The organism is Shewanella sp. MBTL60-112-B2 (genome assembly GCF_019655055.1).
Taxonomy (GTDB): domain Bacteria; phylum Pseudomonadota; class Gammaproteobacteria; order Enterobacterales; family Shewanellaceae; genus Shewanella.
Window position 1 is genome coordinate 16,451 of sequence record NZ_BPFA01000025.1, and the last position, 13,173, is coordinate 29,623.

The 13,173-nt window shown below is 46.5% G+C and carries 12 protein-coding genes; all 12 read right to left on the reverse strand.

The window, feature by feature from the left end; all coding sequences use genetic code 11:
* Positions 1-26: 26 nt before the first annotated feature.
* Positions 27-407 (reverse strand): flagellar motor switch protein FliN, encoded by a 381-nt coding sequence (fliN, locus tag K5Q73_RS15135; protein ID WP_220760151.1) that lies wholly within the window; start codon positions 405-407, stop codon positions 27-29.
* 12 nt (positions 408-419) lie between these two features.
* A complete protein-coding gene (gene fliM / locus K5Q73_RS15140) occupies positions 420-1,448 on the reverse strand; it encodes a flagellar motor switch protein FliM (protein ID WP_220760149.1) in 1,029 nt (342 codons plus the stop codon).
* 68 nt (positions 1,449-1,516) lie between these two features.
* Positions 1,517-2,035 (reverse strand): flagellar basal body-associated protein FliL, encoded by a 519-nt coding sequence (gene fliL, locus K5Q73_RS15145; RefSeq protein ID WP_220760147.1) that lies wholly within the window; start codon positions 2,033-2,035, stop codon positions 1,517-1,519.
* A gap of 86 nt (positions 2,036-2,121) precedes the next feature.
* Positions 2,122-3,783: a flagellar hook-length control protein FliK gene (locus K5Q73_RS15150; RefSeq protein WP_259650723.1), complete on the reverse strand. Its 1,662-nt coding sequence runs from the start codon at positions 3,781-3,783 to the stop codon at positions 2,122-2,124.
* 187 nt (positions 3,784-3,970) lie between these two features.
* Entirely contained in the window at positions 3,971-4,417 is a 447-nt protein-coding gene (gene fliJ, locus K5Q73_RS15155) for a flagellar export protein FliJ (protein ID WP_220760145.1), read from the reverse strand.
* Positions 4,418-4,501: 84 nt separating this feature from the next.
* On the reverse strand, positions 4,502-5,842 hold the full coding sequence (fliI, locus tag K5Q73_RS15160) for a flagellar protein export ATPase FliI (RefSeq protein ID WP_220760208.1): 1,341 nt from the start codon (positions 5,840-5,842) through the stop codon (positions 4,502-4,504).
* Positions 5,814-6,764 carry a flagellar assembly protein FliH gene (gene fliH / locus K5Q73_RS15165; RefSeq protein ID WP_220760143.1) on the reverse strand — a complete coding sequence of 317 codons (951 nt, stop codon included), beginning with the start codon at positions 6,762-6,764 and terminating at the stop codon, positions 5,814-5,816. The genes fliI and fliH overlap by 29 nt, the downstream gene beginning before the upstream one ends.
* Positions 6,764-7,813 (reverse strand): flagellar motor switch protein FliG, encoded by a 1,050-nt coding sequence (fliG, locus tag K5Q73_RS15170; RefSeq protein ID WP_220760141.1) that lies wholly within the window; start codon positions 7,811-7,813, stop codon positions 6,764-6,766. Before fliG ends, fliH begins: the two co-directional genes overlap by 1 nt.
* Entirely contained in the window at positions 7,803-9,503 is a 1,701-nt protein-coding gene (gene fliF, locus K5Q73_RS15175) for a flagellar basal-body MS-ring/collar protein FliF (RefSeq protein ID WP_220760206.1), read from the reverse strand. The genes fliG and fliF overlap by 11 nt, the downstream gene beginning before the upstream one ends.
* Positions 9,504-9,545: 42 nt before the next feature.
* The gene (fliE, locus tag K5Q73_RS15180; RefSeq protein WP_220760140.1) at positions 9,546-9,878 is read right to left on the reverse strand and encodes a flagellar hook-basal body complex protein FliE; all 333 of its coding nucleotides are present in this window, start codon (positions 9,876-9,878) and stop codon (positions 9,546-9,548) included.
* Positions 9,879-10,415: 537 nt separating this feature from the next.
* Complete coding sequence (locus tag K5Q73_RS15185) at positions 10,416-11,768, reverse strand: sigma-54 dependent transcriptional regulator (protein WP_220760138.1); 1,353 nt, start codon at positions 11,766-11,768, stop codon at positions 10,416-10,418.
* On the reverse strand, positions 11,761-12,888 hold the full coding sequence (locus K5Q73_RS15190; RefSeq protein ID WP_220760136.1) for a PAS domain-containing sensor histidine kinase: 1,128 nt from the start codon (positions 12,886-12,888) through the stop codon (positions 11,761-11,763). The genes K5Q73_RS15185 and K5Q73_RS15190 overlap by 8 nt, the downstream gene beginning before the upstream one ends.
* Positions 12,889-13,173: the final 285 nt, after the last annotated feature.

Genomic DNA, 13,173 nt, shown 5'->3' on the forward strand with positions numbered 1-13,173 from the left:
TAACGTCCTCTGACATAACATCTTTGTTACTTAAGCTTTTTGATGCGCTCAGTTTGGCTAATAACATCCGTTAGACGAATACCAAATTTATCATTCACCACAACCACTTCACCGTGGGCAATTAAGGTACCGTTAACCATCACATCTAATGGCTCACCCGCCACCCGGTCAAGCTCAACCACCGAGCCCTGGTTTAACTGCAGTAAGTTACGAATATTGATAAAACTACGACCCACTTCCATAGAGATGGTGACCGGAATATCCATAATCGCATCTAACTTAGATGCTTCTTCTTCACTCAGAGGAGCTCCGTCACTGCTAAATTCATCTAATTCAACTGCTTTGGCTTCTTCAATTGCTTGCTCTGCCATTGCTGCAGCCCAATCATCACCGCTATCTGTACTCATTTACTCTTCACCTTATATCTCAGAACGTTCACGAGCACGGCCCTTATGGGTCACGAGCTGCAACTCTGTCTTAACCGTTTCTGGTCTTGGAATTTTTTCGCAAATTTTTAATGCTAGGTTATCTTTGGCTTTCCCCATCTTACAACGGTAAGTAGGTAAGTCTTCAACCTTCAAGATAATGTGCTCAGGAAGCTCTACAGGGATCACATCCCCAGCTTTAAACTCGAGTACTTCTCTTAGGGTTAACTTGTGCTCGACTATCGTGGCATCGATCCCCACATCAACATCCATGATCTCATCACGTAGTGCCTGAGACCAACGCATATCGGTATCTTGAGTATCACTTTGTACACCCGCATCTAGCAGTTCTCGGATCGGCTCAATCATGGAGTACGGCATGGTGATATGAAAATCACCACCACCGCCATCGACTTCAATATGGAATGAGCTCACCACGACCACTTCTGTAGGGCTAACAATATTGGCCATTGCCGGGTTAACTTCAGAGTCTAGGTAGTCGAACTGAACTTCCATCACTGGTGCCCAGGCTTCTTTATAGTCTTCGAAAATAATTTTTAATAGCAGCTGCACAATACGACGTTCAGTCGGGGTAAATTCACGCCCCTCGATCTTGGCATGAAAACGACCGTCACCACCGAAGAAGTTATCCACCAAGATAAATACTAAGCGCGCTTCCATGGTGATTAACGCGGTACCTTTTAGTGGGCTAAAGCGCACCATGTTCAGACTGGTCGGTACAAACAAGGTATGTACGTACTCACCAAACTTAAGCATTTGTACGCCGTTAATTGACACTTCTGCGGCGCGGCGCATCATATTGAACATGCTGATCCGCAAGTGGCGAGCAAAACGCTCATTGACGATCTCAAGCGTTGGCATACGACCACGTACGATTCTGTCTTGAGACGAGAAATCATAAGAACGGGCGTCAAGCTCATTGTCGTCAATAATGTCCTCTTCGACATCATCGACTCCATGGAGCAGTGCATCAATTTCGTCTTGGCTTAATAAATCACTCACGATATCGCCTTCATTTTAAAATAATCGCTTTTATTACAGCAAATAACCTCTAGTAAAAACTAAATGCGTTACTGCATAACAAAGCCGGTAAACAATACTTTCTCAACCACTGTACGACCCGTTACAGGTTGCAGGGTATTTTGCACATTGCGCAGCGCTAACTGGCGTAATTCATCTTTTCCCGCCGGTGAGCTTAACTTTTGAATATCTGACCCACTAAAAGTGGTCAATAGTGCATCTTCAATAAGCGGGATATGCTTTCTAATCAAAGTATCGTCGTCGTTACCGCGAACCATCAACTGAACTTTAATCTCGACTAAGCGGGTGCGGCCGTTATCCGACAGGTTGAATAGGAAAGGCCTTGGCATCGCTGCATAATAGGCTTCCCCAGTTCTAGCAGCTTGCTCAGTTACTGTCCCTGTTGCAGTGTTCTCAGCCTCTGAAGTTTGTTCTGTTGCCAACAACATCCACACAGTCGCTGCAATTGCAATCAGCAGTACTACACCGCCCACACCGAACATAATCAGTTTCTGTTTACTTTTTGGTTTGACGCTGTCTTCTAACTCTAAAGCCGCTTCTTCTGCCATGTTTCTTCCCTAACTGGAGCACTAAATCCGCTAAGCACTCTTTGCAATATACTCGTGCTCTATTCTATGTACTATAGGTTACCTGCTTATGCATAATAATCTATACCTGAAGCCGAACTTGTTGATAGATTTGACCTTGTCAGCATCTCTTCTGCCGATATTTCATCCGTTTCAGTCGCTGTTCTGCCATTTCCAGTACCAGAACCCTGATCACCTTGGCCGTTTCTTCCGTCACCTTGAGACACTTGACCGTCGGTGAGCTGCATACCTTGCTCGGCTAACATTTCTCGTAATCTTGGCATTGCTTGTTCAACAAGTTCGCGTGTCTGATGCTGGCTCACCTGAAATTGCACCTGTGTGGTATCACCTTGAACTTGGATGCGCACCATCATCTGTCCTAACTCTGGTGGATCTAACCGAATTTCGGCTTGCTGAATACCGTTACTAACCATAGTGATCAGCTGCTGATTCATCACAGGTGCAAATCGCTGGATCATCTGCTGCATTTGCGGCGCTTGTTCAGCACCTTGTTTTAGTGACAAATTAAACTGAGGTAACTCCTGGCGACTAGCTGGCGCTTGCTGCTGTAAAGCTTGACTCTGTAAACCAGCAAAGGATTTAAGCTCAGAAGTGCTCTCTTCGCTCACTCCGGCAAGATTAGCTTCAAGCCCGGCACTAATTGCCGTGGTACGAACCGATAACTCTGCGCCTTTAAGCTGCTCTAGCGAAGTTGCAGTGTTAGCTGTAATAGCGGCAGAATTCGCGCCATCTGCAGCTTGAGTCGATTTAGCTTGATCGCTATTCACATTACTTGGTGATATTTGCCCTGCAACCTCTTTGCCGAAAATGTCGCGACCAGTATTAGTGCCCTTTACATCGATGCTATTAAGTCCTTTAGAGTCTGTCACGGCGCTGCCCATTAAAGATTTTTCAGCTGCCAAAGCAAGCTCATCAGGAGCCCCATCTCCAGCTGTTGCCGCTGGATTAATCTGCATAGAAGAAACTGCCACGAATTCTGACTTTAAGGTGCCATTGGCATCGAGCATTTGGCCTTGCTGTAGCAGAGTGTTAAGTTCTGCAGATGACAGCTGACTCAGCTCTTGCTCTGAAAGATCCGTTTGCTGACTTAGTGCAAAAAGCGCTTCTTCTGACAGCTGGTTAGCAATTAAGTCATCAGCGCCTAACGCTTGCTCAAGCGCTTCTGTTGCCAGCGACTCATCTGATAACGGCAAATCTTCGCCGTTAGTGGCAAACTGTGAATCCCCGCCGAAATTGTTAGCTAAATTAATCTGTGCAAATACTTGGCTTACGTCGTCTGCGCCTTCATCACTTGAACTTTTATCAGCAAATCCTTGAACATTGCGCCCCTGCTCTTGAGTAGACGCGGCTTGATCTTGTCTATCGACTCGCTCGCCTTTATCTGACGAATTAGCACTAGTCGATTGATTTTCAGTTTGTTGCTTGGCATTTGCCTCGGCATTTCTTTGATTATTAAGAGCCTGCCTCTGGTTATCAAGATCTTGTCTCTGCTTATCAATAGCCTGTTTATCACGAGCTTGGCTTGCCGCTTTTTCTAACGCGGCAGTAAAACTATCCCCTTCGGAATTAGTCTTAGGTTCGGTGGACTGACTCTGACGTTCAGCAACCTGTCTATTCGAATCAGGGCTACTGAGTAAAACATTGGTCACCTGCTGCATTCCATCTCCATTACTCATCAATAAACACTCGGCAACTCTACCAAATGTCAAAATACCGCTCAATTAGGCTAATCAATAATGTAACTGCAATAATAATGCCAAAAGTCGGCTTATTAGGAACCTTAGGTCTAACGCCAATCAGCATTACTAGAGTGGTGGGGGGGTAGGGTAAAGGGGGGTGTTGAAAGTGCTGGAAACTAACTTGTTACGTTAGTTCAAGCTCTGAACTGATAAATGATTAACGCTGCCTTTTGCGATAAAACTGCTGGGACGCAAACTCGTCAACCATCTTTTGCTCGGCGCGTAACTCGGCGAGCTTCGCCTTTTCGGCTTTATTGGCTAATAACAACTCCACCGCTTTGCGCTTCTGTTGCTTTTCTTGCCAATATACCTGCCGGTGCTGACGCTGGTTATCAGCCTCTTGTACGGTGTTGACCTGCTGAATAATCGCGGTATCGATTTGACGCACAAATTGATGAAACTGATGATAGTGGCTGGCGCTGATACTTTGTCCCTGTTGCTGCTCCATCTGCTTCATATAATCGAGACGATAGTTTTGCAGTGCGTCTAACTGATTTTGTCGTCTTTGCAGTTCAAGCTGCGCCGAACGAAGTTGTAACGACGCCTGCTCTTCTGCATCTTCTGCAAGCTTTAACACCATTAATAGGGGCTCAGCTCTAGCCATGATTAGTGGTCCCGTGAGTTAGTGCTATAGGTAATATGCCTATACAAAATTTGGCTAAGCTAAATTTGGCTAAGCTAAATGTAATTAAGCTTGGCATTGGGCCCCTAATTGACTCAGCATCAAGGTGCTACTGTCAAAGGTAACGGAGTCTTTCATTGTCTGCCTTAAAAAGGCATTCATCGCGGGCTGTAAGCGGATAGCATTGTCGATACGCGGATCGCTACCTTGGCTATAGGCCCCAATGGAGATCAAGTCTTTATTTTGTTGGTAAAGAGAGTAAACCTGCTTAACTTTACGCATCGCTTCAAGATGATCAGGGCTAATCACCATAGGCGCTACACGGCTGATAGAAGCTTCGATATCGATGGCAGGATAATGACCCGAATCGGCAAGACTTCGTGACAACACAATATGACCATCAAGAATTGCTCTTGAGGCGTCGGCGATAGGATCTTGCAAATCATCGCCTTCGGTTAATACGGTATAAAACGCAGTAATTGAACCTTGTTTGCCACCGCCGTTACCTGCTCGCTCCACCAACTTAGGCAACTTGGCAAACACCGATGGCGGATAACCTTTAGTTGCTGGCGGCTCACCGACAGCCAAGGCTATTTCACGCTGCGCCTGAGCATAGCGGGTTAAACTATCCATAAGTAGCAGTACGCTATAGCCTAAGTCGCGAAAATACTCGGCAATTCGGGTCGACGTTTCGCAGGCGCGAAGACGCATCAAAGGCGAAGTATCGGCTGGTGCCGCGACCACGACAGACCGCGCTCGCCCTTCAGGCCCTAAAATCTCTTCAATAAACTCTTTTACTTCTCGGCCACGTTCACCCACAAGCCCCACAACAATAATGTCAGCCGTGGTGCCTCTAGTCATCATCCCCAGCAGCACACTCTTACCAACGCCAGAACCTGCGAATAATCCCATACGCTGTCCCTTACCCACGGTGAGCATAGAGTTGATAGCTCTTACGCCCACATCTAATGGCTCACTAATGGCACGTCTTGATAGAGGGTTAATGGCGGGCGCGTGGCTAGAAGCTTTTTGATCTGTCTTTAAATTTCCTAAACCATCGATAGGCAAACCACTGCCATCAAGCACTCGACCCAGTAGTGATAAACCAACGTTTAAACCTGATTGTTCACCTAGCGGTGTTACCTTGGCGCCAGGGAGTACCCCGCGTAGCTCTTCAATCGGCATAAGGTAGAGCAACTCATCATCAAAACCTATGACCTCGGCAATGAGGTCGCCAGACATGGTTTCGATTGCGCACAGGCTACCAATAGCTGCTCGGCAGCCTGTTGCTTCTAAGGTCAAGCCCACCACTCGCACCAGTTGACCACTGGCCTCAACTAGAAATGGATGCACTTTTTGCTGGTGTTGGGCCAGCTTATTACGGAGTTGGTGCTGACGAGTCGGCATACTCACCTTCGATTGCATTTAAAGCCGCTGTGGCTTGGTCATTATCTACTGCGTCATCTTTTGGCTCTATCGTTGCAGCATGCTGCTTAGCTTGCGCCTGCCTTTGTGCCAACAGTGCATCTTGTTGCTGCTCTTTTAACTGCAACAGATCTTGTTGATGCTTATCTAATTCTAAGAAGACGCTCTGAATACGGGTCTCAACTGTCATATCGATATGACTGCGGCCACTGTCAATAATACAGTCACCCGGTGTTAAGCTTGGATCGGCTTCAATTTCCCAGCGGTTTCGCTCTAACTGAGCCTGAGAGTAGAGCTCTGAGATCAGCATCTCATCACTCGGTGTGACTCGAATATTTATCTTCTGCTCTTTTATTGGCAAGGAGTCAACGCCCTGACGCAGCGCCGCCAAAATATGCTCGGGATAAGTTTTTAGCTCATGACCAATTACGGCCTTTGCCAACACCATTGAGGTATTGAGCAGTTCTTTTTCGATTTCGGTATCTAATATAGATAAAGGCGCTTCAAACTGGCTCAAAAGAGCTTCAAAACGTTGCAACATCTCAGCAGCCGCTTGTAACCCCTCCTGATAACCTTGTTGCTGACCTTGGCTGAAGCCTTCAGAGTGCCCTTGCTCAAGCCCCTCTAATCGGCCTTTTTCTAAGCCTTCGTTATGCCCTTTCTCTTGCCCTTCGGCAAAGCCTTCTTGCTCTGCATGAGCGCGAATATCTTCAATCTCGCTTAAGGTTGGCGGCAGTATAGACTCAACTTCAGCTAGCTCCTCGGCCTGCAATTGTAAGCTGTGACGACCGAACATATTCAGTGATGAGGGAGCCTGCTCTTTGCGGATCTCCGGTAGTTCCCAGTGTTCAAATTCGTCGCTAGTATTGATACTCGCGCCTTGAGGCTTTTTAGGATCCGTCATTATAGAAACTCTTCACCGCCTCCGCCGCCAAGCATGATCTCTCCACTATCACTCAAGCGACGTGCAATAGATAAGATCTCTTTCTGAGCGACTTCAACTTCACTAATTCTAATGGGCCCCATAGCTTCTAAATCATCTCTTAGTAACTCTGCAGCGCGCTTAGACATATTGCTGAGGAGCTTCTCTTTGAGCTGATCATCCGCACCTTTCAGCGCCTTCATCAACACGTCTTGCTGCACTTCACGCAGTAGAACCTGAATCCCCATATCATCAACCTCACTGAGGTTCTCGAATACAAACATCAAGTCTTGGATCTGTTGCGCCATCTCTTCATCAGATTCACGCATCGTCTCCATCAAGTGACTCTCTACTCCGGTATCGAGATAATTCATGATATTTGCCGCAGCTTTCAAGCCACCCATTTTCGCAGCCTGAGCACCACCTTGTCCGGCGAACTGTTTCTCCATGATATCGTTAAGTTCTTGCAATGCTGCCGGCTGCACCTCTTCAAGGTTAGCAATTCGCATCATCAGGTCTAAACGGGTATTTTCTGGGAACTGGCCAAAGATTTCCGCGGCCTGATCGGGTTCTAGATAAGACAGTACGATAGTTTGAATTTGCGGATGTTCATTTTGAATAATCGTCGCCACCTGACGTGCGTCCATCCACTTCAGTGAGTCCAGACCTTTAGCGCCTCCACCCATGATGATCTGTTCAATCAGGTTACCGGCTTTGTCTTCACCTAATGCTGCTGTTAGCGCTTTACGAACAAACTCTTCACTGTTAAAACCGATGGAAGAGTATTTTTGAATTTCATCGAGAAACAGCTTATGAACGCCAATAACTTTCTCTTGACCAAAATCTTGCATCGCCGCCATCGCCATACCGACTTTCTGCACTTGTTTAGGCTCAAGGTGCTTTAAGATAGACGCTGCGTCACTCTCACTCAGGCTTAATAACAAAATTGCGGTTTTTTCGATGCCACTTAAATCACTTGTCTTTAAGGCCGTCGCTTCGGGCTTAGCTTCTACATTAGTATTATTTGTCATCTTCAAGTAACCAGTTTTTCACGACTTGCGTCGATAGTTCAGGCTCGTTAGCCACTAGTGCACGAATCGCCTTAATCATGTCATCGTCTTTATGCAAGTTAGGGATCAATATTGAGCCATCATCGGCATAACTGTATTCGGCTTCAGGGCGTTGCAGCATGCCTAAGGTATCGGCTGCATACTGATCTTCAATTTCAGCTAGCTCACCACCGGTTTGTGGATCATCCGGCATTTTGACGCTATCAGGATAAACCAGTTTTTTCAGCATTGGGCGAACGACTGCAAGGATCAACACCAATATGACTAGCGCGCCAAGCACTAACTTTACTGCTCGCCAGAACCAAGGCTGTTCCCACATCTCTTGCGCTGGCGCATCTTCAATAAGCTGATCCATAAATGGCACGCTAACAACTTCAATAATATCACCGCGCTGAGTATTAAAGCCCACTGCGCCTTCGAGTAATCTACGAATATTGGCCAGCTCTTGCTCTGTGCGTGGTACACGGTTGACGCTACCATCCTCCGATACAGGGCCATTTTTAAAATCAACTGCAACTGATACGCTCACGCGTCTTAGAGTACCCACTTGCTGACGCGTGTGGCTAATCGTAGTGTTAAGCTCGAAGTTGCGGGTGGCTTCTTTATGCGTCGTTCCCGATGCTAACTTGGTACTTTCTTCAGCCCCTACCTCTTGCGGAATGTCGGATTCCATAGGAGGTTGATTAGACAGTGCGCCAGGAATGCCGCCACTTGTTCCACCAGAAGAGTTATTCTCAACTACCATCTCGCTTCTTAGCGCAGGTAAGTCTGGGTTATAGCGCTTTGCTGTTTGCTCTACGGCGGTAAAATCCATGCTGACATCGACCTGAGAAGTAAAATTCTCAGGGCCTAGAATAGGCATAAGAATCGACTCAACTTTGGTGCGGTATTCAGACTCTTTTTGCTGGACGATTTCAAGCTCGCGGCGGGCGATGGCAGAAGCGCCATCTTGGGTACCAGAATTTAACAGGCGGCCATTAGCATCGGTGACAGTAACCTTGTTCGGCTCGAGATTATGTACTGCAGAGGCAACGATATCGACAATTGAGTCGACTTCTTCCTGACTTAAACCACTACGACGAGTACTTACCACGACGGTAGCACTTGGCTTAGAGCGGTTGCGAGCAAACACGTTTTCTCTGGGTAAGGCTAAAATTACTTTTGCACGAGTGACACTCTTTAACTCTTCAATGACGCGGGCAAGATTTTGCTCTTGGCTGTGCTTGAGGCGTGCCTGCTCCATGCGCTGACTCACACCAAAACCACTGTCTTTATTTAAAAAGTCGTTATTCGCTTCTTGGTTATCTAGCCCTTCTCGGCTCAATAACATCTTCACATCTTGAAATTTATCTTCAGGAACCTTGACTACATCACCTTGAATTTCGTACTTAACCTGATTTTTATCTAGTGCATCCAACACTTGCACCATTTCTGCGGTGCTCATCTGTCCTAGAGGTCGATATTCAGGCTCTTGCGCCCAAATCATGACAAAAACAGCCACGGCTAAACAGATAGCAAGCGCCAAAATCATCGTCACTTGACGCAACATATCGACGCTGCCAAGCGAACCCATAATGCCAGGCTTATGCTCCTCTTGGACACCTGATGTTTGTGGACTCGATGCTAAACCTGAGCCTGTTCCTACGACCATTTCTGTACTCACTCTTGTACCCTGCGTTTACGTTAAAAAGGCCTAAACAGGCATACTCATAATTTCTCTATAAGCTTCAACAAGCTTATTTCGCACTTGTACCGTTGCCTCAAAAGCAACGCTCGATTTTTCTCTGGCGATCACGGTATCAGATAACGTCACTGTGGTATCTCCCATATCGAGTCGAGTGGCGAGATTAGCAGCATTTGATTGAAGTTCGCTTACATTTCCAACAGCTTGGGAGAGTAACTGACTGAAATCACTGCCCGAGGTGTTTTGTACCTGACGCGTGATCCCAGTTTGAATGCTTGAAGTGCCGATTTGACCATTGAGTGACTGCATCTCTTGCAGTAATGAATTCGCACCAATTTGCATAGCTATCTCCCCTGTCGATTTCTTGACGAAAATGTTGATATATCTAGACGAATGCAAATAGCTTGCCAGTTATTCAATGGAAGGTTAAAGCTGAGAAGGTGCTAGGAAAGGCAAAGAAAGGTTCTAGGTTTAAAAACAGGTGCTAGGAAAAGCAAGAAAGGTCCCAGGGAAAGCAAAGACGAACGGTCTGCGGCCTCACAGCACGTGGCTTCGCCACTACAGAACACTACGCTTACGGAGAAACCGATTAAAGCATAAACGATTTAGAGCCGAGACGAAAAAGCCAGAAAATCTTGTACCATCTCAGCCTTTGACTTGGCTTATGCTTTTCCTAGTTCCTAGTTCCTAGTAGCGAAGCGTCCTCGTAGTGAGCTTGCGAACGTCCTAGAACCTTATCAGTGAGTAAGCCTGCGAACGTTCCGTTAACCGTGAGCGAAGCGTTCGTCTCAGCCTTTGACTTTGATTTTGCTTATGCTTTTCCTAGGACCTAGTAGCGAAGCGTCCTCGCAGTGAGCCTGCCGAACGTCCTTCATAGCTTTAAGCCGGTATTTGGATCCCTAGCTCTCGCATTTTTGCCATCTTATAGCGTAAAGTTCTGGCACTAATGCCTAGCTTCTCGGCGACAAGCTTACGACTGCCATCACATTGAGTTAAGGTCTCTAAAATTATTACATGCTCTTGTGCTTTTAGCTCGTCACCTAAACCATCGAGCTCAGCAGGTTTACTTTCTGCCATAGGTATGACTTCAGCGGTAAAACCTAACTCTTGCGAGTCGATAATAATATCTGCCGCCGTTACCTCAGCAGACATAGACAAAATTAGCGCCCTTTGCACCACATTATCGAGCTCACGTACGTTGCCTGGCCAGCGATGAGTCAATAGACGACGAGTAGCACACTCGCTAAATTCAGGTATTTCACTACGATTGGCAATTAATGCGTGGCGCTGCAATAAATGTCTTGCGAGAGGCAAAATATCGGCTGGGCGTTGATTTAATGACGGCCAAGTCAGCGGAAAAACATTAATTCGATAATATAAATCTTCCCTAAATTCGCCCGATGACGCCATGGCTTTAAGATCGCGATTCGAGGTGGCCAGCACCCGTACATTGAGCTTAATCGTCTTACGCCCGCCTAAACGCTCCACTTCGCGCTCTTGCAATACTCGCAACAGTTTTGCTTGTAGGCCGACTTCCATCTCTGATATTTCATCAAGCAGTAAAGTACCACCTTGCGCCTGTTCAAACTTGCCAGGGCAGGCTTGATAAGCCCCTGTAAAGGCGCCCTTCTCATAGCCAAATAACGTTGCCTCAAGCATGTTTTCAGGGATGGCAGCGCAGTTAATAGCGATAAATGGCTCGTCGGCACGTTGGCTGTTCTGATGAATATACCGCGCTAAAACCTCTTTACCGCTGCCGCTCGGCCCCATGATCATCACAGAGGCGTCCGATGCCGCTACCCGCTGCGCCAATGCTAACAATGCAATGCTTTTTTCATCGGCTACGATTGGTGTGCCTTCAATCACTCTGGCTGGCATATAGCGAGAAACTTGATTAACTAATACCTCTGACGAAAACGGCTTAGCCAAATAATCAACCGCGCCTAGTTTCATCGCATTGACCGCGTTATCAATAGTCGCATATGCAGTCATCAACAATACTGGCACTTTGGGATGATGTTGCTGCATATAGTTGAGCAGGCCTATGCCGCCTACACCTTCCATTTGCACGTCGCTTATCACCATATCGAATCTATTGGCTTTGAGAGAAAGGATGGCTTCTTCTGCCGAAGCAACATCGACGCAATCATAATGAGCTAACATCAAGGTATCGAGCAGTGCTTCACGCAGTGAAGCATCGTCCTCTACGAGTAATAATCTACCTTCAGACATGCTCATTTTCTCCATGAGTTTCATTGTGAGCCTTATTTAGCGAAAGCAACGGGAATTTCAAAGAAGCCGTACAACCATTACCTAAATGACAACTGAACTGCATCTTACCGCCATGATTATTTACTACAGCTTGAACCACGGCTAGACCTAACCCAGTACCTTGCGACTTAGTAGTAAAGAATGGCTCTAGTACCTTTTGCTGCATATTGGCATCCAGCCCATTACCATTATCAATAACATCTAGATGTAATGCAGTTTGAGTGTCATATGCATGCAAGGTGACTTGGCTCGCCTCAGCTTCTAAACTGTTCATCACTAGGTTATTTATCGCTGAACAGAGAGCCGCATCATTAGCCCGAATTTTTTGTTTTGATTGATTGTTAAATATCAACTTACAGCCTTTTTGCTCCGCTATCGGCAGACAGTTACTCAGTACATTATCAACCACTTCATCGATAACCAGGATTGAGTCTAGCTCCTGTTGACGACCCTTTGCCATCAACAGCATATCATTCACTTGGTGCTCTAATTCATTGAGTCTATCGACTAGCTTGCCTTGAAAGCGCTTACGAGAGTCCTCCGATATTTTAGGGCTCGCCAAGTTTGACGCATATAGCAGAGCCGCGCTTAAAGGCGTTCTCACCTGATGGGCAAGGGTTGCTACCATCTTGCCTAGCGCTGATAATCTTTGTAAGTGTGACAAGTTTTTTTGCAGTAAACGGGTTTCGGTTAAATCAGTCAGCACAATCAGCTGACCTGGTTCTGGCGTAAGAGGGGTAATGGCAAGCTTTACCCGACGACCATTACGTAATGAAACCTCGTGACCATCATCATCTTGTGGCGAAAATGCCCGGTTGATGATTTGTAGCCAACGCATGCCTTCTAATGGGCTACCTAAAAGCTCAACAGCAACGGGATTAGCCTCGGTAACAATGCCATCACCGCTAATGATCACCACACCAGACGGCATAGCCTGCAGAATATGGTCCATACGATTAGACATATTAGCGGCTTGCTGAACGTCAACCAAGTGTGGGCGTTTCACCACTCTTGCGTTAGTAGCATGAGTTGCGTTAGTTGAATCGCTAGTATCGACTGGTGATTGTGGAATAGCTGACATGGTAACCCCGTCAAAAAAACTGCATTTGCATGGGGTTAAGCAGGAATTATGCCAGTTGTTTTTTAAAAGAAGGACGCTGCGCTTACAGAAAAGCTTAGAACGAAGGCAATAAAAAAGCCAGAAGACTCAGCTTCTGGCTTATTCACGAAAGTAAGTAAATATCGAAAGTTCACTTTGATTTAAACAGTCTCAGCTTGTACCGTAAGCGAAGCGTTCGTCTCAGCCTTTCTTGTGCTTTCCCTAGGACCTAGAAGCGCAGCGCCCTCGAAGGACGAAGTCCGCCCT

Excerpts from the sequence above, each read along its gene's own strand:
- fliG (WP_220760141.1), bottom strand. The coding sequence starts at position 7,813 with ATGACAAATAATACTAATGTAGAAGCTAAGCCCGAAGCGACGGCCTTA.
- K5Q73_RS15185 (WP_220760138.1), bottom strand. The coding sequence starts at position 11,768 with ATGTCTGAAGGTAGATTATTACTCGTAGAGGACGATGCTTCACTGCGT.
- K5Q73_RS15190 (WP_220760136.1), bottom strand. The coding sequence starts at position 12,888 with ATGTCAGCTATTCCACAATCACCAGTCGATACTAGCGATTCAACTAAC.
- fliL (WP_220760147.1), bottom strand. The coding sequence starts at position 2,035 with ATGGCAGAAGAAGCGGCTTTAGAGTTAGAAGACAGCGTCAAACCAAAA.
- fliE (WP_220760140.1), bottom strand. The coding sequence starts at position 9,878 with ATGCAAATTGGTGCGAATTCATTACTGCAAGAGATGCAGTCACTCAAT.
- fliH (WP_220760143.1), bottom strand. The coding sequence starts at position 6,764 with ATGACGGATCCTAAAAAGCCTCAAGGCGCGAGTATCAATACTAGCGAC.
- fliF (WP_220760206.1), bottom strand. The coding sequence starts at position 9,503 with ATGGTCGTAGGAACAGGCTCAGGTTTAGCATCGAGTCCACAAACATCA.
- fliJ (WP_220760145.1), bottom strand. The coding sequence starts at position 4,417 with ATGGCTAGAGCTGAGCCCCTATTAATGGTGTTAAAGCTTGCAGAAGAT.
- fliI (WP_220760208.1), bottom strand. The coding sequence starts at position 5,842 with ATGCCGACTCGTCAGCACCAACTCCGTAATAAGCTGGCCCAACACCAG.
- fliN (WP_220760151.1), bottom strand. The coding sequence starts at position 407 with ATGAGTACAGATAGCGGTGATGATTGGGCTGCAGCAATGGCAGAGCAA.